Source organism: Arthrobacter sp. TmtSoilC48 (genome assembly GCF_059739425.1).
In genome coordinates this window covers 4045215-4070701 of sequence record NZ_AP046049.1, presented here as the reverse complement: position 1 = coordinate 4070701, position 25487 = coordinate 4045215, and the positions used below count along the sequence as shown (strand labels likewise).

Genomic DNA, 25487 nt, shown 5'->3' with positions numbered 1-25487 from the left:
TTAAGAACTGAGTAAGCTCAGAATTGAGTCAACTCAGTTATTTAGTCAGGAGCACCCCCCATGAGAGCCTTCGTCCTCAAAAAGTACAAAGAACCCCTGCAGGAAGTTGACGTTCCGGAGCCGTTGGTTGGGGAGCATGACGTGCTGGTCCAGGTGAAGGCAGCCGGTCTGAACCAGTTGGACGAGAAGATCCGCCAGGGGGAGTTCAAGCAAGTTCTCCCGTACAGGCTGCCCCTGATCCTAGGCAATGACCTCGCCGGCGTGGTGGTCAGTGTTGGTGCGAAAGTCCGGTCCTTCAAGCCGGGCGATGAGGTGTTCGCCCGCCCGGACAAGGATCGCATCGGCACCTTTGCCGAACGGATCGCTGTGGCCGAGACGGACCTTGCCATCAAACCGGCGTCGATCAGTATGGACGAGGCGGGATCCCTTCCACTGGTGGCCTTGACCGCCTGGCAGGCGCTCGTTGAACGCGGCAAAGTTGGCCCGGGCCAGAAGGTCCTGGTCCATGCGGGGGCCGGGGGAGTGGGCTCCATCGCGATCCAGCTGGCCAAGTACCTTGGGGCCACCGTTGCTACAACGGTCAGCGCCGCAAACGCGGACTTTGTCCGCGAGCTCGGGGCCGACGTCGTCATTGATTACCGGACGGAGGACTTCGCGGAAATCCTCCATGGCTACGATCTCGTTCTGGATAGCCTCGGCGGTGAGAATCTGGAGCGGTCGCTGAAGGTCCTCAAACCGGGCGGTAAGGCCATCGGCATCTCAGGCCCGCCGGATCCCGGCTTTGCCCAGGAGCTCGGAGCAAACGCCGTGATGAAGGGCGCTGTCGCGCTCATTAGTGCCGGCATCCGGCGTAAGGCCCGTCGTCTCGGCGTTACCTACGAGTTCCTCTTCATGAGCGCCAACGGCAGCCAGCTGCGCGAGATTGCCGCGCTGATCGACGCCGGGGAAATCCGCCCCGTGGTGGGCCGCGTAGTTCCGTTTGACCAGACGCCGGACGTCCTTGCGGAGCTGGACAAGGGCGGCGTCCGTGGCAAAACAGTCGTCAGGCACTAAGTAAATCCACTAGTCAGGAACAAACATCATGAGCAATGTCATCACCGCCTACAAGGACGCACCGGTCAGCACTGTTACGGCCGGCGGCGTCACCTACAGTTACCGTGAGCTGGGCCCGAAGGGTGGAATTCCCGTCGTCTTCCTGGTCCACCTCGCTGCCACGATGGACAACTGGGATCCGCGCATCATCGACCCCATCGCCCGGAAGCACCACGTGATCACCTTCAGCAACCGCGGTGTCGGTGCCACAACCGGCAACGTTCCGGGCACCATAGAGGAGATGGCGGAAGACGCCGCGACCTTCATCAAGGCGCTCGGGCATCAGAAAGTCGACCTCTTTGGATTCTCGCTCGGGGGCATGATTGCCCAAGCTTTGGTGCTCAAATACCCGGAGCTGGTGCGCAAGCTTGTTCTTGCCGGCACTGGTCCTGCAGGTGGGAAGGACATCGACAAGGTGGCCCGCGTAACCTACTACGACGTCCTGCGAGCAACACTGACCCGGCAGGACCCCAAGGAATTCCTGTTCTTCAACCGCAATGCTGCAGGCAAGCCCGCCGCGAGGGCATTTATCCAGCGACTCAACGAGCGCACCGCCAACCGGGACGCACCCATCAAGACCAAAGCCTTTCAGACGCAGCTGAAGGCCATCAAGAAGTGGGGCCGCACGGAACCGGCCAACCTGGGCGCGATCACCCAGCCGACCCTCATCGCCAACGGCGACAACGACCGCATGGTTCCGTCCCGACTCTCCGACGATATGCACCTCCGGATTCCGGGCAGTGAACTGGTCATCTACCCGGATTCAGGGCATGGCGGCATCTTCCAGTACCACCAGGAGTTCGTGCCCGTCGCCCTCGAATTCCTGGGCCGATGATCCAGCAACCGCTGATACGGTATTTGAATGCAGGCTGTGCCCCAGACCCTTGGCCGACGCGAGCGGAATAAGCAGGAGAAACTTGACCGCATCACCGCTGCGGCCCGCGAGCTCTTCACCCAGTACGGCGTAGACGAGGTCACCACCCAGCAAGTGGCTGAAAAGGCCGACGTCGGATCGGGAACCTTGTTCTTGTACGCCAGGACGAAGGCGGAGCTGCTTCTCCTTGTCCACAACGTCAAATACGCTGAAGCGCTCAACTCGGGCGTCGCCGCCGCGGAACAGGAAGAAGCTGTCCTTGACGGGATCATGGCGATCATTCGACCCATTATTAAATGCAACCGGGTCCAGATCGAGAACGGCCGGACCTACCTGAAAGAGATCGTCTTCGGCGATCCCAGCGAACCGCATCACGCTGAGGCACTTGCCCTGACTATTCGCACGGAAGCTGCCATCGCAGAGGTGTTGCGGCGGGATGAGCAATTGACGGCCCGGGACCCAGCGAAAATTGCCAGGGTCATCTCGGCGATCATGTTCGTCAGCATGAGCTCCTCCGCCAATAGCGGTCTCACGGACGAGCAGGTCGGAGATGAGATCCGCGATCAGATCAACGTGGTTTTGGCCGCAGGGAGCTAGCGGCCGCAGACGCAGTCTCTAGTGGGAGTGCCCGTGCCCGTGGTGGTCGTGGGCGCCTTCGGTCGTCATTCCCGTAGCCGCGGCAAGATGGTTCCAGCCGGCGTCGCTCAGTGCGTGGTAGGCGATATGGAGTTCCTTGGCAGGCTCGCCAACGGAGGCCGTGTCGCGCCTTTCAAGGACAGCGATCAGCTCGTCTGCCGCATGGGTGAACCGGCTGGCAGCGGCCTGCAGATCCGGCGGCCAAGTGATCGCTGCGACGGCGATGTGTGCGTTGCGGATCAACGCAGCCCAGTTCCGGTCGATCTTTGGGTCAGGGCCGGTGAGGGTGGTTGCGATCCCGTGGAATCCGACGTTGTCGATATAAGTCAGTGACGCCAGCAACCCGGCCGGTGTCACCGGCTGTGCGCCTGCATCTGATGGGTCCATGGCAGCCTCCAACGGGTCCTTCCTCCAAGGATGCCTTCAATGCTTCACCTGCTCAAGGGCATCGGCGCGGCCTGTTTGGGAGATGCAAACGAGTCCTTCCAAGAAGCCGACGCCGATCACACCTTGCGCAGGTTGGGGTGCCAGTTGACGGGTAGGCTGAAACCGACCATCGTTGACCGTCATCATCGTTGACGCGGCACATCGTTGACCCGGCACGCGCAAGGAAGGACTGTTGTGGAACCACGCCCGACCATAACCAGGTTCTTCCTCAGAGCAGGCCTTCTGGCCGCGGTCCTGGCATTGATCGCCGGACTGTTGGGCATGCACGTCATGGTCGGCCCCCACTCCCTGCACACCGCCGTCATCACCACTGCGCCGGACACAGCCGCTACGGCCGTCCCAGCCCCTGGCGATGCCGCAAAGCACACCGGCCATGCGGGCGCGTCGCAGTCTGTGAGCGGAGACACCGGAATGGCGCCGCTGGCGCTGTGTTCCTGCTCCGGGAACTGCTCATCTGCGCATGTGGCGGGCGGTTCCTGCATCCCTTCAGTCGGGCCCGGCGGTCTGGCTGCGCCGGTTCGGGACAGCACAACCACAGCGCCGTCCACCTTCCAGATCCAGGCCCATCCTTCCGGCACACTGTGGTCTTACCAGCCCGGAAGTCCTTCACCGGGTGAATTGTCGATCAGCAGAACATAATCGGTCGCCCGCGCCGAGATCAGCGCCGCGCCAAAATCAGCGCCGCGCCAAGATCAGCGCGCCCGGATGACTGGGCTGCCCGAATACTTGGGCAGCGGCTCTCTTCTGCTGCCCCAGGCAGTGCCACTGCCCAGCGGCTTCTGCTGGGCATCGCCAGAACCTTTCCGAGTGGACGCATCGACGCCCACCCCTCCTTGTGAAGGACCACTTATGAACACCCAAAAACTCTTGCCCCTGTCCGCAGTTGCCCTCGCGGCGGCCTTGGCCCTTGCCGGTTGCAGTACCGGCACCCCGGGTTCGACCGGGACCTCCATGCCGGGGATGGATCACGGCTCCATGGGCTCCTCCAGCCCCGCTGCGTCAACGTCATCGCAAGCTGCGGGAGACCACAACGGAGCGGATGTGATGTTTGCCCAGATGATGATTCCCCACCATGCGCAGGCCGTGGAAATGAGTGACATGATCCTGGCCAAACAGGGCATCCCCAATGAAGTCAGCGCCCTCGCCACCCGCATTAAGGACGCCCAGGGACCGGAGATCGAGAAAATGACTTCCTGGTTGTCCGGCTGGAACCAGTCGACGCAGATGCCCGGCGGCCACAGCATGGAAGGCATGATGGGCGCCGATGACATGGCGAAACTCCAAGCAGCCCAAGGTGTCGACGCCGCAAAGCTGTTCCTAACCCAGATGATCGCCCATCACAAGGGTGCGGTGGTGATGGCCCAAACTGAAACCAGCAGCGGTCAAAATGCCGATGCGGTGCAACTGGCCAAAGACATCGTGACCGCGCAGGAAGCTGAAATCAAGGAGATGCAGCAACTGCTGACCACCCTCTAAGCAAGGCTCTGGCTGTCGGCCCGAACAGGGCCGGCAGCCCCTTGCAGCCTTGCTCCTCTACCGCAACCACGGTTCGGACGTCGTGAAAATGCCTAGATAACAATGTCCAAGTCACCAGCCCGCATATCGCATCGCGGCCTTCCGGACGGCAGGTAAATGTGAAATCTTCAGACCATGACCGACGATGATTTGACCGAGCTTCGGGCCCAGGCAGACCAGGGCAGCCAGGACGCCATTGACCAGCTTGTGGAACTGGCCGCTGAGCGCGGCGACCTTGAGGAGCTGCGTCGTTTTGCCGCGCGGGGGAGTACCGACGCCGTGGACCTCCTCATTGAGCTTGCCTCAGAACGTGGCGATGTGGAGGAACTTCGACGCCTCGCCGACGGTGGAAGCCGGACAGCAGCCGAGGTCCTCGCGGAACTCGAAGAAGAATACGGCACGGAATGAGAGCCCTTGGCGTCAGACTTGCCTGGGGCTACGGCCGAGGCAATTTGCGGTCAACGAGGTATGCGGAGAACACGAGGACGCTCAATCCCACGAGTACCGCACCGTAGTAGAAGAGGACGCCGGGAAACCCGAAGTGCACCTCTAGCACCCCGCTGAGAAACAGCTGCGCGGCGATGCCGACCAGAATGAAAACTGCGGCGATGCGTCCAATCTTCGTGCCCTTGGACAGGCCGGTGCCGCGGGGAAAGCCCGCCACGAAGTCAGACACACTGAACTGATCGCCCAGGCTCAGTCTCTTTTCATTGGCTTCCTTGAGGAGTCCGGGAATCATGCTTTCAGCGACTCCCCGTCGCCTCAATGCGTAAACAAGATCTTGTTGTGTGCTGGTTTCCATCGACTTACTCCATTCCGGCGTGATGCGGTTAGACAACATCCTTGGTGCACGCGCCCTAACTAACGCTGGCCAGGACTTGGTCGATGCGCGCCAGGAGACCCGGCCAGCCGTTGCCCATACCTTCAATAGCTTGCCGCCCCATAGGGCTGTCCAGGTTGAAGCCGGCGTGCTCGAAGTGAAAGATGGTGCCGGTTTCGGTGGCTTCCAAGGCCCAGGTGATGGTGGTGTCCAGAACGCCCTCTGCGAAGACGAACGTGATGGAGGTGCCGGGTTCGACGGCGGTGACTTCGCATTGCTGCTGGCCCCAGCCACCCATGTCCATCGTGAAGCGGTGGCCCATCACGGGTGCGATGTCGCCGGCAGCCCACCAGCGGGCGAGCAGTTCCGGGGTTGTCAGGGCAGCCCACACTGCCTCTTTGGCGTGCGGGAACGTGCGCTCGAGTTTGATGGCATTTTCGGTCATGGAGTGTTTTCCTCATCCAGTAGTTCGGCCAGGGCGTCGAGCCGCTGGTTCCAATATTGCTCGTAGTTCTTCAGCCAGTTGCTGGCTTCTCGCAGGCCCTGGGCCTCAAGGTGGTAGATCCTGTGCCGGCCTTGCCGTTCCTCGCGGATCAGGCCAGCTTCCCGCAGGACCGCCAAATGCTCTGACGCCGTAGATCGACTGAGGTCCAGGCGGCCCGTGAGATCGCCCGCCGTCAAGGGACCCTCACGGAGGCTATCGAGGATGGTGCGCCGCGAAGGGTTCGCGAGGGCGCCGAAGACGTCGGGTAGCACCCGATGATGATATGTCGGAAATTTCCGAAATGACAATCCGGGCTGGACTTGCCGGGCCAAAGATAGGGAGATCAGACCAGAGCCGTCATGATGTTCCAGCCTTCGCCGATCTGTTTCCGGGGTTCCAGATGGCGGCTTCCAATGCCGGGATAGAGCCAGAGGATGCCGTTCGTATCCCGGGCAATGATCTGCGAGTATCCCTCGCAATTGTTCTCGAAGTTGCCGGTGGCGATGATTGCTGGGCGGTTTCTAACCAACGTCGCAACAGATCTGAGACGAAACTAGCAGCCACGAGATGGTTCGAATGCCAGTTCGACAGGCCTGCCATGCCTGGCGGGTAAGAGACCCGCATCAATAAGCGTGTGGTTCTACATCTTGGTCGCAACACCAATGTTGAATTAGGTAGGGAAACCGGTGTTTACGCTTCTGGTCCAGCCGGACAGTTCGTGCCGATGACAAAGACCGTATTCCTGCCGTTTTCGGTTTGGGTCTTCAGGGTTTCAGTCAGTTTCATCTCCGAAATCGGGGTTGGTTGCTCACCGTCTGCTCCGGAGGGCTTGGTTACTGCTCCGATGCGGTCAATAACCGCATTGGCAGGAACTGATGGGGGTGTCCCTCTGTTTTTCGTCAAGCGGTCTGGGCGGTTTTTCTTCGTAGAGGGTGCCGTGTTTGAGCATTGAGAAGATGACGTCGCAGCGGCGGCGGGCCAGGCAGATGACCGCGGCGTTGTGTTTCTTTCCCTGGGCCCGTTTCTTTCGTAGTAGTCCTTGGACGCCGGGTGGTGGCAGCTGGCGATCCAGGCGGATCTGAAGGGCACGTTCTTGAGCTGTTTGTTGCCGGGACGGGCAGGGAATTCCCCGCGGATCGAGGTGCCTGAACGCCGTGTGACGGGTGCGATGCCTGCGTAGGCTGCAAGGCGGCCGGCGGAGGCGAAGGTGCTTGCGTCGCCGATGCTCAGGAGTACGGTTGCGGCGGTCTTGATGGTCAACGATCACCAGCACCCTGCCGTGTTGCTGCAGGCGGGTGAACAACTCACGGAGCGTGGTCTCGTCCTGCGGCAAGGGCTTGTCGAAAATCCGCTCGCCCGAGCGGTCCAGGGCGGTCGCGTGATGTTCGGATTTCCCAACGTCCAGCCCGCAGAAAACAGCGAATTCCTCGTCCATACGCGCCTCTTCGCGTCCTCTGGCCGCAGTCACGACACCCGATGCTGGCACCCACGTTACAAAGAGACCTCTCCCTCAAAAAGGGCCGGCCCTGTCCCTATCAGCAGTCAACGCTTGTCTCCGGATCCGGCGACAACACCCCCCGGATCATCAGTGACAGGGCAAGAAAGTCATACCGGGTCCAGCGACCAAATCCCCGGCTCTCGGGGACTCAATAAATGTAACGGGGGGAGTTGCCGGCGCTGCTGCGCATCCAGCCAATGTAGTCGTTGTTATAAGTGCCGCTGCAAGGAAAACTTTGTTGAGGGCTTTCAATAAGTGAGATCCTTCGATGGTCGGACGAACGCTGTTCGGCGTGATCGCGGCAGGCGGAGGCCTGCCGCGACCGGCATGGGAATCCTGGTAAGTGGCTATACCGTTTTAGTGACTTTCTTCAGCCCTGCGGGCCGATCGGGGTCTATGCCGCGTGCAAGGGCCAGTTTCAGGGCCAGTTGCTGGAGTGGGATGATTTCGATGAGAGGAATGAGAGCGGGATCGATTCGCTTGGAAGCGTTACCCGCGGGGGTTTCAAGATCGATGACGGTGCCGCCCAAGGCGCGTGAGGCCTGCATGAAGCTATGTACGGATTCGCGTCCGCCTGGAGATGCTGTTAGGGCTATTACCGGCGTGCCTGGCACGACCTGGCCCATCGGTCCATGGGTAGCATCGGCTGCACTCCAGCCTGATGCTGCAATGGAGTTGGTCTCCATAAGCTTGAGTGCACCCTCTTTCGCCGTGGCCATTGAGTAGCCACGGCCAACGATGAGGATCCTCTCGGCGTTGGCGATGACTTCTGTGAACTCCTCCGCGGGGCCTCGGTAGTCGGCTATGACGCCTGCAGCTACTTCTGCTGCTGCTTCTACCTTGTGGGCGATCTCCGCCCAGATGCCCCCACCGGCAAGGCTCAACGTCAAAAACAAGGTGAGCAGTTCGGCGGTGTAAGTTTTGGTGGCGGCGACCGATAGCTCAGGGCCAGCGCTCAGGCAAACATGAACATCAGCCAGGTCAGCGAGAGAACTGCCATTGCTGTTGGTCAATGCGATAACTGGGACGCCGTTGTTTTTCGCTGCGGTGACGGTATGCAGCAAGTCCGGTGATTCGCCGGATTGCGACACCGCTATGACCACCGAGTTGGGATACCGCAGCTGGGTTCCAAAAGCAGTCACGGTGCTTGGAGTTGAAAGCATAGCGGGGATTTTCAGAAGGTTGTGCGCTAGATATTGACCGTACATGGCGGCATGGTCGCTGGATCCGCGAGCAACGAATACCAGCAGTTCCGGTTGGGAGCGGCGCAGAAGCGCTGCTGCTGCGGTGATGTTGTTCTGCTGGTGGTCAATAAGATCCAGCCAGCGTGCAGGTTGCTCTGCGATTTCGGAGCGCATGTGTGCGCCGGGTTGCAGTCTGTCTCCAGTGATCACGATGCCAGCCCGGTGATCATGGCGACAAGCTCGTTGTGTGACGTATCTGCCAGTGTCCGCGTGGCCACCTGGGTTCCGCGCCGCAGGACTGTGACACGGTCAGCGATCCGGAAGACCTGGTCCATGTTGTGGCTCACGATGAGCACAGCGGCGCCGCGGGCCTTCAGTTTGAGGATTACCTCTTCGACTTTGGCCGTTTCGGCCACCCCGAGGGCCGCTGTGGGTTCGTCCATCAGCACCAGTCCGCTGGCCCAATGGGTGGCCCGGCAGATGGCTACGCCCTGGCGCTGGCCGCCGGAGAGATCACTCAGCGTCGCTTTCGCTGATGGAATACGGACATCGAGTGTGTCCACGAGCTCCTGGGTTTGCCTGGCCATGGCCTTGCGGTCCAGAAGCCGCAGGGGGCCCTTCGTCAGTTCCCGTCCAAGGAACATGTTCATGTAAACAGGCTGGTCCTCGACCAATGCAAGGTCCTGGTACACAACTTCGACGCCTTTAGCCCGTGCGTCGGAGGCGTCACGGAAGCTGACCTGCTCGCCGTTCAGCCATATCTCGCCCTCGGTGGGCTGATAAAGGCCTGAGATGATCTTGACGAGGGTGGATTTGCCCGCGCCGTTGTCGCCGACCAAGGCGACGATTTCGCCGGCCTGGACTTCCAGGTCGAAGGTCTTGATGGCCACGACACCGCCGAAGCTTTTATGGATGCCTTTCAAACGCAATGGCGGGGTGGATGTAGGAACAGTGGTTTCCGCTGCTGACGGCGTGAGTGTCATTGTGGTGTCCTATTCTGTGGGGGTCATAGCCGAGGCAAGGGTCAAGGGGGCGGAGCCGTCTGCGGCCCATACACCTTCGACGTGGGGTTTTCCGGCGGAGATTCCCGAGATGGCTGCGGTCAGTGCGCGGGTCACGAAGACCTGCGGCCGGAAACCGAAGATGACGGTGTCTCCTTCGGCGATATGTTTGTCAGCCGTCGGGATGGTGGCGTAGTAGTCGATGGCTTCCGCTGCGGGCATGTCGACGGGAAGCGCTGGCGCTGCGCTGACGTCGTCTCCGCGGCCGACAACGAGCGCCGGGGTGGTGCTCTTCCCCAGCACGGGGTCAACGTAGAAGCCTCCGCCAAAAACGTAAGCTTTGTTGTTCCACAGATGCGAGACTTCGGTGACGTAGGCGATGGCAGGTTCTTCGACGAGGTCCGTCACAGCGTGCAGGGGTGTTGTGCCGGTAAGACCATGACCTGGTTCGACCTGCGTTGCCCCGTCCCGCGCCAGGCCCTCCAAGACAGACACGGAGGTTGTCCCCGGGGCGTTGATCTGAAACCCAACCCGACCGGAGGCGGTCAGGAGCTTGGCGGCCCTCATCAGGGTTCCCCGGTTTGGTGTGGGCATGGCCGTGCCGGTGTCCGGGTCAAACAAGGTTGCCGGGAAGGTCGTAATGCCTCCGAAGCGAACGCCCGGAATCGAATCGATGAGGTCTGCAGCCGCCACAATTTGTTCTAGGGCGAAGCCGCCTTCGTGGCCGGTGTAGAACCTGTCACCGGGTGCCGCTACCCGCAGTAGAACGTCCTGCGTACGGCCGCGTTTGAGGGCCGCAGCACCAGCTTCCCGGGCCTTGGCTTCACTGAAGACGGTCCAGTACAAAGGTTCCAGGGAAGCGGCCTGGTCCGCCTCGTGCCGTGGAATCTGCACGAGGTGTCCGAGGTGCCCGATACGCAGGCCTCCGCTGGCGGCGGCAATGGCGCATTGAAGATCAACACCGACAGCATGCGTCAACCCCACCCGGACCAGGGCACGGGAGACGTCGGGATTCCTCCCGATCTGTTTGGTCATGGCGAAAGCTGTGAGTCCCAGCCGGGCTGCTTCGGAGGCGAAGGCCTTGGCATTGCGTTCCACGGCGTCGAGGTCGATGGCGTAGCAGTTTACGGGCAGCTCGCCAGCTGCATGAAGTTGGGCGACTGCACGGAGAAATTCCGGGTTGCGTCGTCGTAACAGGTCAAGGAACATCTGTCAGCCTTTCTAGCTCTTTTTGCCGCGCAGGGAGAAGGACACAGCGATGAGGATGATGATGCCGCGGACGATCATCTGTTGGGAGACGTTCAATCCGGCGAGGATGAGTCCGTTATTGATCATGCTCATGAGGAGGCTTCCGATCAGGGCACCAACTACGGTGGCCTTGCCCCCGAAGAGACTGGTGCCGCCTACAATGACAGCTGCGATTACCGTCATTAGATCGGTTTCGCCGAGTGTGTAGCGGGCACCGTGGAGGCGTCCGGCGTAGAGAAGGCCTGCGAGGGCTGCAGTCATGGCGCTACCTACGAAGACCATCATTCGTACGCGGTTGACCTTGATGCCGCTGACCCGCGCGGCTGAGGCGCTGTTGCCGACGGCAAGTACATGCGCCCCGTATCGGCGTTGCCTCAGCAGGTGCCAGCCCACCAGAACGGCTGCAGCCGTCCACCACAGCATGATGGGGAGCCCCAGAAGGTCACCGCCGCCAAAAAGCCAGACAAAGGCCTTATCGGTGACCGGGACGGACTGGAGGTCAGTGAGCTGACGGGCCAGTCCTGCCAGAAGGCCCATGCTCGCAAGGGTAACCAGGAAGGATGGCAGCCTGATGACGGTGACAAAGAAGCCGTTGACCAGACCGACTGCCAGGCCGATCGCCAGTCCCGCCAGCGCAGCAATCCACCATTGTCCGGTGCCCTGAAGTACTACCGCTGTCGTGAGTGCAGAAAGGGCAACTGTCGATCCGACGGACAGGTCGATTTCTCCTGTTCCGAGGACGAAAACCATGCCGATCGCCATGACTGTGATGGGCGCAGCCTGGATCACGATATTGAACAGATTCGTTGAGTTGAGGAAGACGCTGCTCTGGGTCACTGCGAAGAACAGGAACACGATGGCGAAGCCGATGTAGACAACGTAGTTGTTCCACGCCACCCCCTTGACCTGATCCAGTAGTTTGGGTTTTTCGAGAGTTGGGATGCTCATCTTGCTTGTCCTTTCTGGGTAGTGTCCGGCCATGAGGCGCCGACACGTACGGGCACGGTAGAGGCCGTGCCTCCGGCTTGGAGGGCGAGTTGGAGGGCTCCGGCCAGTGGTGCCCGTTGTCCGAGTTCGCTTGTGTAGATGTTGAGGGAAGATCCATGGCGCTGCAGCCAAGTCCTGATGAAAGGCAACAACTCTTTCCTGCCGCCGATACCGCCTCCGATGACAAAGATCTCCGGATCGAGAACGGCATTGACCGCCACCAAGGCTGCTGCCAGCCAGCGGCTTTCGGTATCAAGGGCTTCGATGGCTGCCGCGTCGCCCTTTGTGGCAAGGGCGAATATTTCCGGGGTTGTAAGACGTCGGCCTGATGCTGCGAAATAGCGGGCGTCGAGACGGTCTCCGGCTACGACCTCCTCAAGCGGACCGCGAACATGGTTTTCCGGGGCGAGGGCGTCCGTTCCCATGGGTAGGTAGCCGATTTCCCCGGCCGCTCCGCTGGATCCCCTCACGAGCCGTCCATCTGCTATAATCCCCATCCCGATTCCGGTTCCGACTGAGACGAACACAAAGTCGGAATGACCCCTTCCGACTCCATAGTGGAGTTCCCCCAAGGCAGAGATGTTGACGTCGTTTTCCAAGACCACTGGATGTTTCAACCGCTCGGAAAGGGCCGGGCCGAGGGAGACGTTGCTCAGTGCCGAAAGATTCGGCGCTTGGGACAGGTGATTCCCTTCGCTGTCCGGTACGCCGGCGGCGCCAATCCCGGTCGCCAGGATCTGATCTGATGTGGCGCCAATGTCGGCGCAAAGTTCCTCCGCGAGCCTGGCAATCTGTTCCACAACGTCAATGCCACCGGCGCTGGTAGGCGTTCTTCTTTCCGCCAGGATCATTCCGCTGGAGTCGGCGATGCCGGCGCTGAGCTTCGTTCCGCCCAGGTCGACTCCGAGGACGTACCCGGGGTGCAAGTAAGTCGGGGCGCTCATGCGCTCTGTCCTTGAGTCAGAACCCGCAAGGGGTTTGCGCGCAGTATCTGATCCGCGTCCGTGGCAGAGAGCCCGTGTTCCATGGCCATGGGGATGAAGACAGCGCCCAGATAGTTGTATCCCCACTCACCATGAGTGGAGGGGTTCAAGTAAACCTCAGCACCCGTAAGGTCCTGGGAAAGGAAGATTTGTCCTGCATATCCGCGCGAGGTGAGCTTTGCGAGGTTCGCTGCTCTGTTGGCGTCGCCGCGGTAGTAGGCGCGCTTGGTGAATTCGCCTTCGTGCGGCTGCGCTGGCCCGGGTTCCAGAACGAAATCCCAAAATTCTTTGCCGATGGTGTCGAAGGCTATGTTGACTCCGGTGTCGAGGACGCGTAGTAGGTAGTCGAATTCGGGCTGGATGTCCATGTGCCCAATCACGACGCGGCTAAGGTCGGCGCCCTCCTCCTGAAGGATGGAGAGCTGTTCAAGGGCCATGGTCCCGTGAGTGGTGTGGGTTGTGAGAGCCACTCCGGTGGATTTGTGAGCCCGTGCTGCTGCTCGAAGACACTTCTCTTCGTGGGCTGTGATTTCGTTGAGCCCTGTGGCTTGCTCACCGAGGATGCCCGCCTTGACCGTTGTTGAACCGATGCCGGAGGTTACGTCCAGAATGAACCGCTCCGTCATTTCATTAACCGATGCTGCGGTGGTCCACTCTGGGCTGTAGGGCTCCAGATACACGGAGCTGCCGGCCACGATGTGGACCCCGGACTGCTTCGAGATCTCCTGCAGGATCGGCAGATTCTCACCGAAAGCGGACCTGCCCACGACGCTGTAAGGACTCAAATCAACGATTGTGTCGAATCCCAGCCTGCTCAGGCCGCTAAGGGCCCGGACTCCGTGGGCGACCTGATCACTGCAGTAGCTCTCGTCTGTGGGTTCGACAACCAACGCACGGGGATCGGCAAGCGTTTCTGGACGCCCACCGGAAAGCCAGGGCCCCGGGACCAGGGAGGTCAGATGTTCATGGTGGAGAATTTTGCCAAGATGGCCCGGGTCCACTGGCCCCAGCACGGTCTGCACAAATTGTGGCAAGTACGTTTCCTTCAGGAGGGTGCCCAGCGGGCACGGTTATCGAGAGGGTGGCAGGTGGTTCAGGAGCGTTCCTGCCCACCCGCCTGGTGCCAACAGCCGCTTAGCTGGTCGCGGTGCTGGCGAAAGAATTTACTTACCGGTGACGCTTTGCGGAGGCTCGACGCCGTAGTCGTCCTTCCATCCCTGGACAAGGTTGTCTTTGGTGACCTTGGTCGGCGTCGTGGCAACAAGCGCGGGGGCAGTCTTGCCCAGCACACCGTAGGCTGATGCAGTCGCCAGGCCCTTACCGAGGGAAATCGAGCTGTTTCCAACGAGTCCCACGGCGTTACCATCTCGCGCCATGTCCGCTGCGAGGGTTGCATCCAGGTCGTTGGTTACGACTTTGACGTCGGAACGACCGGCGTCCCGAAGAGCGGCGAGCACGCCTTGGGCAGCGGTGGCCCACGGGACATAGATGCCCTTGATGTTCGGGTTGCGAGCGATCATGGCTGCAGCAAGCTCTTGAGTTTTGGCTTCATCAGTGAACCCCACCTCAGCGACGATCTTTTCGCCCGGGTAGAGGAACTGGGTCCAGGACTTGAACGCTTTGTCGCGCTGGTTCGTGAACCAGAAATCAGCATCGTGATACATGTAGCCGATGTCGCCCTCACCACCCAGCGCATCCCCCAGGATCGTGGCGTTCATTTTCCCTGCGTCAGTAAGGGATTCAGTCACAATCGATACAAACTCGTTACCTGCGTGGTAGTTGGCCGGCGGTGTCGTCATAACAACGAGCTTTGTGCCCTTGTCCACGGCTGGTTTGAAGGTTGCTTCGGCAGAGACCGGATCGACGGCAATGGTCACGATGATGTCGGGTTTGAGAGCCAACACCGTTTGCAGGTTGTTCGCCTGGGTTGCAGCGTCGAAGTTGGCCTGTGTGCTGGCTACGACGTCGATGCCCAAGGCCGTGAACTCTTCCCGGGCGCCCTTTTCGACAGCAGAGACGAACTCAGACGAGGTGTGCCACACGAACGCAGCTTTGAACTTGCCGCTCTTGACCTTGGCTTTCTCATCGTCCGTCAGCACCAGATCCGTGATCTTGCCTGGCTTTTCACCATTGGGACCTGCAAACTCCAGGCTCGGCTCGGAGACCTGGGCGGCCGTGCTGGAGGAGTCACTTGGTGAACCGCCCTGGGCCGAGCACCCGGATAGAGTCAGCGCCAATGCGGACAGTCCAACAGCGAGCCAGCGTACGCCCTGGGCGCGTGCCGTAAACCTTGAAGATTTCATGAAGTTCCAGACCTTCCTTGAGCTTTGTCGTAGGGAAGCCGGCCGTCCAGTTGCCGGCTCCCGCCAACAGCATTGGGACGGAAGCGTCCTCGACTTGATACACATCAGTTTGATTTCAAGCTGCAATCAAAGTCAATGGTTAGGGTCAAAAAATTTCAAAAACGGCCCACGTTGGCCCGTTTTTGGAGGGCGTCCGGTATCTTTGGCTTCAAGATGATTTGAATTCCGGAAGGAGTTGGCTGCGTGCAGAGTCCCAAAGCCACGAACCGAAGCGCGGTACTTGCCGAAGTGCTCAGGGCTGCCCCGGCCAGTCGAAAGCAAGTCGCCGAGGCGACAGGTATCTCCTCGGCCACGGTCACCCGCGTGGTGGATCAACTCCTAGCCGAGGGCGTCCTACGTGAGGGATCGGAAATAGTCTCGGAAAACAGGGGCCGACGGGCAGTGCTGCTGGATCTGGTGGCAGACCGATCCTATGTGCTTGGCATCGACCTCGGCGCCTCGAACACCCGCTTCATCCTCGCCGACCTCAATGCCAGACCAGTTCTCGTCTGCGAAGTCCAAACACCATCAGACCTGGACACACTCAGACTGGCAGACTGGCTCGCCGGTGAGGTGCGCAGCGCCTGCGGAAAAAAGTGGCCACTGGTGGATTCCATTTGCATGGGACTTCCGGGTGCTGTCAGCCGCGTTGATGGCTCTGTCTCCAACGCGACCCATTTGCCCCAAGTCGACGGGACCGTGTTCCTCGAAGCATTTGAGGGCACGGTACAACTGAAATTACTAACTGACAACGATGCGAACCTGGCTCTGCTAGGGGAACAACGCTTTGGTGCTGCCCGCACGTCACCCACCGCAGCCATGCTGACCCTGGGGACGGGCCTTGGTGCCGGGCTCGCGATCGATGGCAACGTCCTCAAGGGTTCCCACGGACTCATCGGCGAGTTCGGTCAGCTGCCCATTGGCCCACTTGGCGGGAGACTCGAACATATGGTCACCGGCCCCGGCATATTGCAGCGTGCACACGAAGCCGGACTGCCGCTGAACACACCAGCTGACCTATTCGCCGAAAACGCCGGGCACCTCCATTCCCTGCGCGCACACTTTGACCACGCGCTTATGATCGTCCTCACCGCGATTTCGGTGTCGTGTGACCCTGAGACTATTGTCCTTGGAGGCGGAATTGCGAAGTCGCTGACTACCAGTCTTAGCCGATACCAAGCCACCTTGGAGCGAAACCTTCGCGTCTCTCCCACGCTCGTTCCAGCTGAGCTTGGAGACTTTTCGGGGGCAGCAGGAGCCGTCGTTTCTAGCCTGCGTGCCATCTACGCCGACTTGGGAATTCAGCCGGAATTTCTCGCCGATCTGCCGGCAACCCAGGCCCTGACGCCGAGCAGCATAGGCAAAGCCCGTATGATTTCACCTCAAAAAAACGTTCATCTTGGTTCGATATAGGCCAGGGTCAGTGAACCCGCACTCTTGTCTTTGCTGAGTCCGTTCAGCGAGGACTCGTTGAACTCTTCCGCCCATGGGTGCCCGGCTGTGCTGGGCGTAAGCTGGCGCCCCAGCTCACGCCTTATCCGCATCGACAAAACGTAGAGCGGCCGACGCAACTGCCCGTCAACCCGCAGTAGGCCGCTCCCGCGGCTTGTTCGCCTTAAGAGAGGACTAGTGCACGGTTTGCAGTCCTCTTACTTTGTTGTCGACTCTTCTTTGCGGCACGGCTCATACTGCCCAGCGGGAAGTCTGGGGAGTACCTGGTGCGGGGTAAAATTCGTAAGACCGCTGCTTGGCATGCCCAGGACTATTTTCGGGGCATTTGCTTTCGGTATGAAGCCGTCGCGGGACCAAGTTCAGCCAGTGATTATCGGGCGGCATCAGTCGCCGCCGTGCGGTGGAATCTGAAACAGTCCGTTGCGCTGGACCAATCGAGAACTGCCCGCGGCCGGCTGTTGATCTGATCGGCGGCGAAATCGACCTCCTCCGGCCCTACGGCGCTCAGGTCCTCTCCCTTTTGGAAATACTGGCGGAGCAATCCGTTCGTATTCTCATTCAATGCACGTTTTCTCATTCAATGCACGTTGCCATGGGCTGGCTGGATCACAGAAGTACACCTGGATCCCCAACGCCGAGGTCACTTCTGCATGCTTGGCCATCTCGGACCCACGGTCCCATGTCAGCGTCCTCCGCATGCTTGCCGGCAAAGCCGCAAGAGCCTCGATGAGTTGGTCCCGCATGTTCTCTGATCGACTTTCCGGCCGGAGCGTGAACGCGATCAAAAAGCGTGATGTACGTTCTACCAACGTGACAATCGCTGATCTATTGGCCTTGCCCATGATGAGATCGCCCTCCCAGTGGCCGACCTCCTCCCGCCCGGCAATATGAGCCGGACGATCCCCGATCTTCAGGGCATCCGTGATGTATTGGCGCGACTTCACTTTCGTTCTCGATCGGGGCCGTCGACTGAACTTTCCGGAACGCAACAGTCGAGCCGAGCCTGACGGCATGGGACGAATACTCAGGACCATCTTGAACCGGGGCTTCTTCCAGCCGCCAAGGCCGTCACCGGGATACACCCAGAGATCGCCTGCTGTGTCACGGGCAAGAACGTCGTGAAAGTAGCTCGTATTGATGCTGACGTAATCCCAGTTGTTGTTGGGGACGTTCAAAGCCCGCGTCGCTTGCGCAGGAACCACTGCGAGCCCCAGGAAAAAGGCCGCAACCATGGCCGCAGCTGTACCAAGGAAAAGTCCGTGTCGGCGGCTTCCAACCCGTCGCGATAAACGAGTTATGCGCCGTGCACTTGTAGTCGACCCTGATCGGAACATCACTGTTACCCCCATTAGCAACATAGCCATCACGCGATGGACCGGAGCCTAGCCGGATCGCCGAAGTTTTGTTAGGGGCTGGCGGAAAGCCCTGTCATCCTAGAGACATTCAGGTTTCACCGGTCGGGACGGAATCGAGGAGCTATGAAGCGGGTTCGCTACTTCACAGCGGCAGCAGCGGTTGCCGTCCTGCTACTCACCGGATGCACGGCCACAGCGGACCCCAGCTCACCGCCGTCGGGCGCGTCAGCAACCCCTACGGGCGCTGCCTCATCGACAGGCTCGCCATCCGCAACGCCTCCGGCGGCGCTGGCAAAGCTCGCCAGGATTCCCTGGGACGGTGGACCTGATTTTTACAAGAAGTTCAGCAAGGCCGACGCCGCAGGGTGGGATGACCCGGGCTTCTTCCCCATCGGAGTCTGGTACGCATCCGCGAACGGCGAGCAGATGCAGTTCGACAAAGCTCATGGCATCAACTTCTACGTCCAATTCAACCCTGACACTGACTATTCGCTGTTCGACCAGCACGGCATGTTCTCGCTGATGAAAACGAAAAACGCACCCGATAACTGGGCCCAGCTCCCGGGCAACTACGTCGACGACGAGGTAGATGGCCGGTTCGGTTGGGATGAGGGCGTCGTGCACATGAACCAGACCATCAAAGAGTTGAAGGCCAAGGAGGAGGGTCGGTTTACCTACGCCAACTGGACTCCGTCCCTCATCAGCTACGACGCGCCCATGGACATCACCAAGCGGTACTGGGAGACCGTGGACGTGTCCTCGACGTCCAACTATTACTACGCAGGTGCCTGCCGCGATTGGCGGCTGCGCACACCGCAGGGATACAACCCGACGACGACGGCCACCTGCCAGACGTCGTCCGCGTACGCGAAAGCCATGCAGGTCATGCAGGAGGTCAACGCAGCGAGGGGTGTGTACTCGCCCATCTGGATGGTCCCGACCGTGCTTAGCCCGGAAGGGGAGCACGACCTGTCCGACCAGATGACGCCGGACAGGGTGAAGGCGCAGGTGTGGGCGATGCTCATCCACGAGTCGCGCGGCATTGTGTGGTTTACCCAGTCGCCCGGCGGTGGGTCCGATAACCCGTGCATGTCGGGGGATGCGCTCGCCGATGTCCGCATCCACAACACCGCCTGCTCCCGGGACCAAGTGCAGGCCATGGGTGAGATCAACGCAGAAGTGAAGGCCCTGGCACCCGTTCTGAACACGCAAAGCTATGTATGGAACTTTGGCGACGGGTTGGACACCATGCTGAAAAGCTACAACGGGGACGCCTACATTTTCGCGATGACGCAGGACGCGCTGACCGGGCAGCGGACCTTCACCCTGCCAACGGGTGTCACTCCCAAGACGGTTGAGGTTGTGAACGAGAACCGCACCATCGCCGTGAAAGACGGGAAGTTCACGGATGATTTTCCCGTTGAATCCACGCATCACGTCTACAAGGTGAGGCTGTAGGGGCGCTGCGCCCGGCCTGTTCAGTCCTGTGCATTTCGTTGCCCTTCGCAGTGCAACCGCAAGAAACTCCTTGAGGAAACCCACTCAATGAGGAGCCTCACTTGCACCCACGAACCTTGGCCAGAAGTCTGGCCGCAACCACCGCATCCGCAGCGCTCATAGCTGCCACGCTGGTAGCCGCCGGAGTCGCAGCCAGCCCCGTAGCAACCGCAGCCGAGCTGACTCCGCCGCCTACCGGCGTCGTGTATGCCAGTGACGTTCCATGGTCCAGCATGACGAACGGTTGGGGGCCGGCCGAACTGGACATGAGCAACGGCGGCCAAGCGCTCGCGGACGCCAATCGCGCGCCGCTGACGATTGGCGGCACCGTGTACGCGAAGGGTCTGGGCACCCACGCGGCGTCGTCCATTACGTATAACCTCGGCGGGCAGTGCCGGCAGTTCCTCGCCCAGGTGGGTGTGGACGATACCCAGGGTGATCGCGGCCGGGTGGACTTCAAGGTCCTGGTGGATGGACTGGAGCGTTTCGCGGGGGAGCGGAAGGGAACGGACGGAGCTCTGCCAGTCAACGTGGATCTGAGGGGCGGCACCTCGCTGCAGCTGAAGGTGGAGGCCGGCCCGGAAGGGAACGGCAACGATCACGCCGACTGGGCTGAGGCCAAGATCAATTGCTCCGACGCGTTCCTCGCCGCGCCGCTGCGTATCGAGGGCTCAGCCGGGACGAACCTCAACTCGCTGGTCCCGGGGACCCCGGCTACCGTCGTCGTGCGTGACCTTCAGCCGTTGAGCCCCGTCAGTCTCAGCCTCCGGGGCGAAAACGTGGCCGACGCCGTTGCTGACGCCACCGGCGTTGCGATCATCACCTTCGTGGTACCTGCTGGAGCCGGAGGCGGGACGACTGAACTGGTCGCCACCGGCACTGGCCCCTTCGACGTGGCCACCACGGGCAGGATCGGCGCGTTGATCGTGCAGATCAGCGATGCGAAGTTCTATGTCGACTGCTCCGCGGCCACTCCCGGTGACGGCAGCCAGGCCAGCCCGTTTAACTCGATCGCCCAGGTCAACGGCCACGGCGCGTTCAACGCCGGCGAATCGGTACTCTTCCGGGCTGGCACTGACTGCACCGGAGCGCTCACGCCCGCGGGCACCGGCGTCGCGGACCACCCGATCACATTGTCCGCTTATGGCGATGGCGGCAAGCCCACCATCAACGGCAACGGCGCGATGGCAGCCATCCAGATCACCAACGCCAGCCATTGGACGGTCAGCGGACTGCATGTGGTGAACCCGTCGGACACTCCGGTGCGCAGGGTGGGCATCCTCTTTGAGAACAGCGGAACGGCACAGACTGCCGGGATCGTGGTCACGGGAAACCATGTGGAAGACGTGGCCGGCTGGCGCAACAAGGCCACGAACGGCGCCGGGTTCGCCCAGTCTGCCGGCATTATGGTGCGCACCTGGGGCAAGGGCTCGGTGGACGGCATCACCATCACTGACAACGAGGTGAACGATGCCGCCGGCGGTGGCGTGAAGATCTCCGCCCCGGACACCACCGAGCGCTACAACACCAAGGTCTACGTAGCGCGCAACAAGATCCACGACGTGGGCGGCGACGCGATCGTGATCCATAACTCCGACGCACCGCTCATCGAGTACAACAGCGGACTCAACCTCGGCCAAGGCGCCCACCCCTATGAAGGCGGCAACTTCGCCGGCATGTGGCCGTACAACTCCAAGAACCCTGTATTCCAATTCAACGTTGTGGGCAACAGCAGCACCTCTGTGTACGACTCCACGGCATGGGACTGCGACATGAAGATCGTGGGAACCTGCCTCTTCCAGTACAACTACTCGTACGGGAATGCGGGCGGCTTCTACCTGAACTGCGTCTCGAACTGCGGCGGTGGTGTCACTGCGGCAAACGTGGTGCTGCGGTACAACATCGCTCAGGACGACTGCCGGTTGGGCGGCAGCAGCAGCGGTACGGGCAAGCACTACATCTACAACAACACCTTCTACTGCCCGTCGCGCGTCTTCCTGGACGACATGACCGGCCCGCGCGAGGTCCGCAACAACCTCTTCGTGGCACCGGGCGGCGGTTTGAAAACCGCGTCGGCTGTTTATGCGAACAACGCGTACTTTGGCGGTATTTTGCCTCCTGCTGGTGAGACTGGTTCGGTGCTGGGGGATCCTCGGTTGGTTGCTGGCGGGAGTGGGCAGACTACGCTTTCCGTTCCGGGTTATCGGCTGCTTTCCGGGTCGCCTTTGTTGGGTGCTGGCGTTGCGATTAACGACGACGGCGGCAGGGACTTCTTCGGTAACGTCACCTCTGGTGCGGCTTCCGTTCCGAATATCGGCGCTTACCAAGGGCCGGGCGTTGCTCCCGCCGCGTTGCCCTTTGGTTCGTTGGTGAATCAGACGTCCGTGGCGAATGCGGCCAACCCACGGAACGGTGCTGTTACTGCTGACCGGCGGACGTTCTCGGAGGAGGCTCTGGCGGAGGCTGGGCTTGGCTCGGGCGAGCGGTATTCGGCGTTTGGGGTGTCATCCGTTTGGCATCCGACGGCTGTGGGGACGCCGGATACCTTGAAGGCTGCTGGGCAGGAAGTTGCTGTTTCTGGCAAGGGGCGGACCTTGTTGGTGACGGGGTTCTCCACGGGGAACGTGTCTTCGGGTGTCGCGACGGTTCATTTCACGAATGGGCAGAAGCGTGACGTGGTTCTGTCGTTGCCGAACTGGCTCTCGGGAGTCCCCTCGGATACGAGCGTGGTTGTTGCTACGTCGGCCTATCACCAGCGGCACACGCAGGCTTACATTGGCGGGCCTTCGACGGTTGTGCGGGTGGATGAGCCAGCTCGGGTGTTTGCCACGAAGATCGACATTCCGCCGGCGTTCGAAGTGTCTAGCGTGACGCTGCCGCAGGGGAGTGCCCTGGTGGATGAGGGGCTGAACATCATGGATATCGCGGTGGGGAATCTGCCGGTGGGGTTGGGGTGATTCTGGCTGGTTCGGTGAGGTAGGGCTTTTGTGGGATCCGCTGGGGAGGCGGGTCCTGCGCCTGACGCACAGCGTGTTCAGCCTGTGTCCGCTTCTTCGAGTGGCTGGCGACATTTGACTGAGCGGAGTGTGGATGTAGTGGAAGGTTGAGGTGTTGTTGAAGGCGAGTGGTCGGACGTCCTCAGGAATGTGCCTGCCGCGGCCTGGGAGCTCGTTGACTACGGCTGTGCCGATTCGTCGCTCACGGCGAAGATGGCGGTCTTTCGTATGCTGCTGACAGTGTGCGCCGCTTCCGTAGGAGAAGCTGCCCGTGGCGGTGACGGGAGGGCATTGGGCTTCGGTCATAGCGCGGAGGTAACCGCGTTCGCGTGGGTGGGCGTGTAGACAGAGCTGGGGTCGCCGACCTGGAGCCCGATGACCCGGTGGCCGAGGGCAGCTTTTCAGAGCGCCGAGGCAAAGCCGTATCTGGAACACAACCTTGCGTGAGCGCTACGGCAACTACATAGCTGAGCCTATCGGCGTTCGGCTTGCGTTATCAGGGCTGCTTCAGCTCAGGGAACGTGCGAAGAATCAATTTATAAAGCTCCGCCGCCGCATGTTGGTCGAACTGAATAGTCTGGCTGACCTTCCCGGCAATCTTTCTTTCCTGTGATCCATACGTGTTCAGTGTCAAAAGCTTTGCGCCGTCATCCGAATACGCTAGATGGAACGTGCATTCGGTTTCAGTCGGATGCTGACGAGAATTGCTTGCGCCCTCCTCGATTCTGCGTACAAGAGCCATTCCTTGATCGTACGCCTACCGCGAGCTGAAGACTTGCTTCCCGCCTAATTGATAGCAGGCACGCTAGGTACGTGCTTGCTGTGAGTTCTGCGCCATGACTCTTCGATGTGACAGGTTCAGACCGATGATCCGACTAATCTCGCTTCGTCGATGTAGGTTATTTAGGACACGGGAATCTGCCCGTGCGTTGGTCGCTCCTTGGGCCTGGACTGGTGAGGATCCAACCCGTCTTCTGTTGTCGAACCAGCAGGGCACGGAAATCTCTATTGAAGGGACTAAAGCATGGTCGTTGCGCACGATTCCCGTTATGCCCTATGGGAAGTCCTCGGTAGTCTTTGGGACCGTGCAACAGGCGGAGCCGACGTAGCGGCCAGACCCGACAAGAAGGTTGACGAAGTCTGGCCTTCCGCTACCAGACCGCCGGGCGTAAGCGCTGCTCTTTCCTGGTTGTCGTCGAAATCGCCGAGCGCCATCCCACGGATACTCCTTCTGGTCGGAGGACCAGGCGCCGGCAAGTCCCACGCAACGTCGACTGCCGTGGAGGGCATGACGAGGACCTCAACTGTGGAACGCGGTCTGGCCCAGCGCACGTATGAATATACCGATGGCAGCCGCAATCTCTTAGTAGTTAACGATGCCACCATCAGTGATACGAGACACGGCACTCCACTGGTAGCGGACATTGACGGTGCTTTGGCCGGTGACCTCCGTGAGGGGCTTCGCACTGACGTTATGGCCTGTATTAACCGAGGGATATTGATTGAGGAACTTAGCCAGCTGCCAAGCGACGAAGAAAGCGCCGGAGCGCTAGTCGTCTCCTGGCTAACCCACGATCGACTTCGACTTGGTGCTTTTACGCTCGATTCCAGTGTGCGGCTGCCATACGGGCGGTCGGCCGAACTCAAATACGGCGGCTCTCCTCTTGCGCATGTAGTCGTCGTTTTCGTTGATGAGTGCTCACTTTTCGAGGCGAGCCCCACGATGTCTATCGTTGACAACGAGCTGCGGGAAGTTTCGGGTTACAGGATTCGACGTCTCGCCGACCGAACTGGGCTCTTAGCCGAGGATGGGCAAGTACCTGCTGCGGATCTCCTGGATGCGGTGGTTGCATCCATTGACAGCCGTTTAGAAACTATGGATGAGGTTGTAGACATTCAGGCCGATCCACTGGCCGGTAACTTCGAGTCCCTAAAGTCCGCGGGCGTGCGCTCATCCCTGTTGACTCTTGCCCGCTCGGCCGAACTGGCAGGTTCGACCCGAATGACGTACCGGGAGCTTTGGGGATTTATCGCGCGCGTCCTCGTCGGGGCCGCGCCGGACTGGTTGTCGAGGCACCAATTGGCAGGCTTCATCCTGCAGAACCAACCGAAACGGATGAATCGCCTAGAAGACTTTGAAGCGCTCCGTCGCCTTTCCGCCTTGCGCTTCACGCAGGGAATATTCGGTGCGGGCGCTGAGTCGTTGGCGAGTGCCAGAGCTGGTAATGATCCGGTGCTCCGGCTAACTATAGCCATTGATCCAATTCTTGATGCCCTTCCTGGAACTAGTCCATACAATCCCCGGGCAGGGTGGGCCGATCCAATTCACGAGGCCTTTGCATCCCAGTCGATGACTATCACGCCGCTTACCGCCCTTATCGCTAGCACTGCGGGGGACGAAGTCCCGGAAGGAGCTGCCAAGTTTTCTGAAATCGTATCCGAGTTTGACTGGCAGGTTGATGCTGCTTTTGCCGCCCTCGTTTCCAATGAGACTCTTCCGGACAACGATCGCCTCCAGGCATCGTCATGGTATGGCGCTTATCTCACACGACTGTACGCAGTAGCCCTTGGGATTCCGGCATTCAGACGTGAAATTGATGCGCTCATCGAAGCCATTGTTGCAACTCCTAAGCTGCCGGATGTGCTACGAAAGCCGATGGAAACCCTCCTTAGACCAAAGCGACAGCTTCGGGATGGCGAAAGCGAGGCACTCCTTCCGCTATTTGACAGCCGGACAGAGCCTATTGTCGGCCACCTGATTGAGCCCAAGATGGCTCTAAGAGTGGAAGATGGGAAGCTGGGAACAAAGAGAGGGGGCAGCGACGAGGTCTTTCTCGAATTGCGGCGGGAGGGCGAGCTGCAAGGTCGCATCAACGTTGACTTCGCCCTTGTGCGGGAAGCACTCGCGTGCGTCGATGACCATTCAGGAGTCACTAATCTTGTAGACGTGACCGCACCAAGGCTCGAACGCGTGAGGTCATCGCGGCTTCGAAGCAAGCTCCTAGACGGTGCGGAGCTACGCATCGCATCCGGGGTCGAGAGCCACCTTGTCACGTTTAGCAGCTACTAGGGGTAG

At 60.5% G+C, this 25487-nt stretch carries 24 protein-coding genes and 3 pseudogenes; 10 read left to right on the top strand and 17 right to left on the bottom strand.

Features of this window, described 5'->3' with window-relative positions; all coding sequences use genetic code 11:
- Window positions 1-60 precede the first annotated feature (60 nt).
- Genes AC6I97_RS18735 through AC6I97_RS18725 form a run of 3 tightly spaced genes read left to right on the top strand, consistent with a single transcriptional unit; the run spans window position 61 to window position 2563 of the window.
- Window positions 61-1053 (top strand): NADP-dependent oxidoreductase, encoded by a 993-nt coding sequence (locus AC6I97_RS18735; RefSeq protein WP_497945956.1) that lies wholly within the window; start codon window positions 61-63, stop codon window positions 1051-1053.
- Window positions 1054-1081: 28 nt separating this feature from the next.
- Window positions 1082-1927, top strand: coding sequence for an alpha/beta fold hydrolase (locus tag AC6I97_RS18730; RefSeq protein WP_497945954.1), 846 nt, complete (start codon window positions 1082-1084; stop codon window positions 1925-1927).
- A 27-nt stretch (window positions 1928-1954) separates the two neighbouring features.
- On the top strand, window positions 1955-2563 hold the full coding sequence (locus tag AC6I97_RS18725) for a TetR/AcrR family transcriptional regulator (RefSeq protein WP_497945953.1): 609 nt from the start codon (window positions 1955-1957) through the stop codon (window positions 2561-2563).
- 18 nt (window positions 2564-2581) lie between these two features.
- Here the strand turns inward: AC6I97_RS18725 and AC6I97_RS18720 are convergent, their stop codons facing one another.
- Window positions 2582-2989, bottom strand: a complete 408-nt coding sequence (locus AC6I97_RS18720; protein WP_497945952.1) for a hypothetical protein — start codon at window positions 2987-2989, stop codon at window positions 2582-2584.
- Window positions 2990-3223: 234 nt separating this feature from the next.
- Between AC6I97_RS18720 and AC6I97_RS18715 the strand changes: the two genes are divergently transcribed.
- The 3 genes from AC6I97_RS18715 (at window position 3224) to AC6I97_RS18705 (ending at window position 4972) form a co-directional block, all read left to right on the top strand.
- Complete coding sequence (locus AC6I97_RS18715) at window positions 3224-3688, top strand: hypothetical protein (RefSeq protein ID WP_497945950.1); 465 nt, start codon at window positions 3224-3226, stop codon at window positions 3686-3688.
- Between the two features lie 210 nt (window positions 3689-3898).
- The gene (locus tag AC6I97_RS18710) at window positions 3899-4525 is read left to right on the top strand and encodes a DUF305 domain-containing protein (protein ID WP_497945947.1); all 627 of its coding nucleotides are present in this window, start codon (window positions 3899-3901) and stop codon (window positions 4523-4525) included.
- A gap of 174 nt (window positions 4526-4699) precedes the next feature.
- A complete protein-coding gene (locus AC6I97_RS18705; protein ID WP_497945945.1) occupies window positions 4700-4972 on the top strand; it encodes a hypothetical protein in 273 nt (90 codons plus the stop codon).
- A gap of 28 nt (window positions 4973-5000) precedes the next feature.
- Here the strand turns inward: AC6I97_RS18705 and AC6I97_RS18700 are convergent, their stop codons facing one another.
- The 13 genes and pseudogenes from AC6I97_RS18700 to AC6I97_RS18640 form a co-directional block, all read right to left on the bottom strand.
- Complete coding sequence (locus AC6I97_RS18700; protein ID WP_497945944.1) at window positions 5001-5366, bottom strand: hypothetical protein; 366 nt, start codon at window positions 5364-5366, stop codon at window positions 5001-5003.
- A gap of 55 nt (window positions 5367-5421) precedes the next feature.
- Complete coding sequence (locus AC6I97_RS18695) at window positions 5422-5829, bottom strand: SRPBCC family protein (RefSeq protein ID WP_497945941.1); 408 nt, start codon at window positions 5827-5829, stop codon at window positions 5422-5424.
- A complete protein-coding gene (locus AC6I97_RS18690) occupies window positions 5826-6140 on the bottom strand; it encodes an ArsR/SmtB family transcription factor (RefSeq protein ID WP_224166700.1) in 315 nt (104 codons plus the stop codon). Before AC6I97_RS18690 ends, AC6I97_RS18695 begins: the two co-directional genes overlap by 4 nt.
- A 71-nt stretch (window positions 6141-6211) precedes the next feature.
- Window positions 6212-6397 (bottom strand): hypothetical protein, encoded by a 186-nt coding sequence (locus AC6I97_RS18685; protein ID WP_497945938.1) that lies wholly within the window; start codon window positions 6395-6397, stop codon window positions 6212-6214.
- A gap of 321 nt (window positions 6398-6718) precedes the next feature.
- A pseudogene (locus AC6I97_RS18680) lies at window positions 6719-7122 on the bottom strand (transposase); the annotation flags it as partial.
- Between the two features lie 52 nt (window positions 7123-7174).
- Window positions 7175-7303 (bottom strand): annotated as a pseudogene (locus AC6I97_RS18675) (IS110 family transposase); the annotation flags it as partial.
- Window positions 7304-7713: 410 nt separating this feature from the next.
- Entirely contained in the window at window positions 7714-8724 is a 1011-nt protein-coding gene (locus AC6I97_RS18670; RefSeq protein WP_497945935.1) for an SIS domain-containing protein, read from the bottom strand.
- Window positions 8725-8756: 32 nt separating this feature from the next.
- Window positions 8757-9533 (bottom strand): ATP-binding cassette domain-containing protein, encoded by a 777-nt coding sequence (locus AC6I97_RS18665; RefSeq protein WP_309927228.1) that lies wholly within the window; start codon window positions 9531-9533, stop codon window positions 8757-8759.
- 9 nt (window positions 9534-9542) lie between these two features.
- Complete coding sequence (locus tag AC6I97_RS18660) at window positions 9543-10760, bottom strand: alanine racemase (RefSeq protein ID WP_309927230.1); 1218 nt, start codon at window positions 10758-10760, stop codon at window positions 9543-9545.
- 12 nt (window positions 10761-10772) lie between these two features.
- Window positions 10773-11747, bottom strand: a complete 975-nt coding sequence (locus tag AC6I97_RS18655) for an ABC transporter permease (protein ID WP_309927232.1) — start codon at window positions 11745-11747, stop codon at window positions 10773-10775.
- Window positions 11744-12730, bottom strand: a complete 987-nt coding sequence (locus AC6I97_RS18650) for an ROK family protein (RefSeq protein ID WP_309927234.1) — start codon at window positions 12728-12730, stop codon at window positions 11744-11746. Before AC6I97_RS18650 ends, AC6I97_RS18655 begins: the two co-directional genes overlap by 4 nt.
- A complete protein-coding gene (locus tag AC6I97_RS18645) occupies window positions 12727-13803 on the bottom strand; it encodes a phosphotriesterase family protein (RefSeq protein WP_309927236.1) in 1077 nt (358 codons plus the stop codon). Before AC6I97_RS18645 ends, AC6I97_RS18650 begins: the two co-directional genes overlap by 4 nt.
- Before the next feature lie 129 nt (window positions 13804-13932).
- A complete protein-coding gene (locus AC6I97_RS18640; protein WP_309927238.1) occupies window positions 13933-15072 on the bottom strand; it encodes a substrate-binding domain-containing protein in 1140 nt (379 codons plus the stop codon).
- A 243-nt stretch (window positions 15073-15315) separates the two neighbouring features.
- On the opposite strand from AC6I97_RS18640, the gene AC6I97_RS18635 reads away from it, so the two are divergent.
- The gene (locus AC6I97_RS18635) at window positions 15316-16524 is read left to right on the top strand and encodes an ROK family transcriptional regulator (RefSeq protein ID WP_309927240.1); all 1209 of its coding nucleotides are present in this window, start codon (window positions 15316-15318) and stop codon (window positions 16522-16524) included.
- Window positions 16525-17117: 593 nt separating this feature from the next.
- On the opposite strand, the gene AC6I97_RS18630 is transcribed toward AC6I97_RS18635, so the two are convergent.
- Window positions 17118-17795, bottom strand: coding sequence for an IS30 family transposase (locus AC6I97_RS18630; protein ID WP_497945927.1), 678 nt, complete (start codon window positions 17793-17795; stop codon window positions 17118-17120).
- Between the two features lie 246 nt (window positions 17796-18041).
- On the opposite strand from AC6I97_RS18630, the gene AC6I97_RS18625 reads away from it, so the two are divergent.
- Entirely contained in the window at window positions 18042-19376 is a 1335-nt protein-coding gene (locus tag AC6I97_RS18625; protein ID WP_497945925.1) for a hypothetical protein, read from the top strand.
- A gap of 101 nt (window positions 19377-19477) precedes the next feature.
- Entirely contained in the window at window positions 19478-22372 is a 2895-nt protein-coding gene (locus AC6I97_RS18620) for an NPCBM/NEW2 domain-containing protein (protein ID WP_497945922.1), read from the top strand.
- A 66-nt stretch (window positions 22373-22438) separates the two neighbouring features.
- On the opposite strand, the pseudogene AC6I97_RS18615 reads toward AC6I97_RS18620, so the two are convergent.
- Together AC6I97_RS18615 and AC6I97_RS18610 are read right to left on the bottom strand one after the other, a co-directional pair.
- Window positions 22439-22846: pseudogene (locus AC6I97_RS18615) on the bottom strand (substrate-binding domain-containing protein); the annotation flags it as partial.
- Between the two features lie 61 nt (window positions 22847-22907).
- Entirely contained in the window at window positions 22908-23153 is a 246-nt protein-coding gene (locus AC6I97_RS18610) for a hypothetical protein (RefSeq protein ID WP_497945919.1), read from the bottom strand.
- 564 nt (window positions 23154-23717) lie between these two features.
- Between AC6I97_RS18610 and AC6I97_RS18605 the strand changes: the two genes are divergently transcribed.
- On the top strand, window positions 23718-25481 hold the full coding sequence (locus AC6I97_RS18605; protein WP_497945918.1) for a hypothetical protein: 1764 nt from the start codon (window positions 23718-23720) through the stop codon (window positions 25479-25481).
- Window positions 25482-25487: the final 6 nt, after the last annotated feature.

Excerpts from the sequence above, each read along its gene's own strand:
- AC6I97_RS18735 (WP_497945956.1), top strand. The coding sequence starts at position 61 with ATGAGAGCCTTCGTCCTCAAAAAGTACAAAGAACCCCTGCAGGAAGTT.
- AC6I97_RS18730 (WP_497945954.1), top strand. The coding sequence starts at position 1,082 with ATGAGCAATGTCATCACCGCCTACAAGGACGCACCGGTCAGCACTGTT.
- AC6I97_RS18725 (WP_497945953.1), top strand. The coding sequence starts at position 1,955 with ATGCAGGCTGTGCCCCAGACCCTTGGCCGACGCGAGCGGAATAAGCAG.
- AC6I97_RS18720 (WP_497945952.1), bottom strand. The coding sequence starts at position 2,989 with ATGGACCCATCAGATGCAGGCGCACAGCCGGTGACACCGGCCGGGTTG.
- AC6I97_RS18710 (WP_497945947.1), top strand. The coding sequence starts at position 3,899 with ATGAACACCCAAAAACTCTTGCCCCTGTCCGCAGTTGCCCTCGCGGCG.
- AC6I97_RS18705 (WP_497945945.1), top strand. The coding sequence starts at position 4,700 with ATGACCGACGATGATTTGACCGAGCTTCGGGCCCAGGCAGACCAGGGC.
- AC6I97_RS18700 (WP_497945944.1), bottom strand. The coding sequence starts at position 5,366 with ATGGAAACCAGCACACAACAAGATCTTGTTTACGCATTGAGGCGACGG.
- AC6I97_RS18695 (WP_497945941.1), bottom strand. The coding sequence starts at position 5,829 with ATGACCGAAAATGCCATCAAACTCGAGCGCACGTTCCCGCACGCCAAA.
- AC6I97_RS18670 (WP_497945935.1), bottom strand. The coding sequence starts at position 8,724 with ATGCGCTCCGAAATCGCAGAGCAACCTGCACGCTGGCTGGATCTTATT.
- AC6I97_RS18665 (WP_309927228.1), bottom strand. The coding sequence starts at position 9,533 with ATGACACTCACGCCGTCAGCAGCGGAAACCACTGTTCCTACATCCACC.
- AC6I97_RS18660 (WP_309927230.1), bottom strand. The coding sequence starts at position 10,760 with ATGTTCCTTGACCTGTTACGACGACGCAACCCGGAATTTCTCCGTGCA.
- AC6I97_RS18655 (WP_309927232.1), bottom strand. The coding sequence starts at position 11,747 with ATGAGCATCCCAACTCTCGAAAAACCCAAACTACTGGATCAGGTCAAG.
- AC6I97_RS18650 (WP_309927234.1), bottom strand. The coding sequence starts at position 12,730 with ATGAGCGCCCCGACTTACTTGCACCCCGGGTACGTCCTCGGAGTCGAC.
- AC6I97_RS18640 (WP_309927238.1), bottom strand. The coding sequence starts at position 15,072 with ATGAAATCTTCAAGGTTTACGGCACGCGCCCAGGGCGTACGCTGGCTC.
- AC6I97_RS18630 (WP_497945927.1), bottom strand. The coding sequence starts at position 17,795 with ATGGTTGCGGCCTTTTTCCTGGGGCTCGCAGTGGTTCCTGCGCAAGCG.
- AC6I97_RS18625 (WP_497945925.1), top strand. The coding sequence starts at position 18,042 with ATGAAGCGGGTTCGCTACTTCACAGCGGCAGCAGCGGTTGCCGTCCTG.
- AC6I97_RS18610 (WP_497945919.1), bottom strand. The coding sequence starts at position 23,153 with ATGGCTCTTGTACGCAGAATCGAGGAGGGCGCAAGCAATTCTCGTCAG.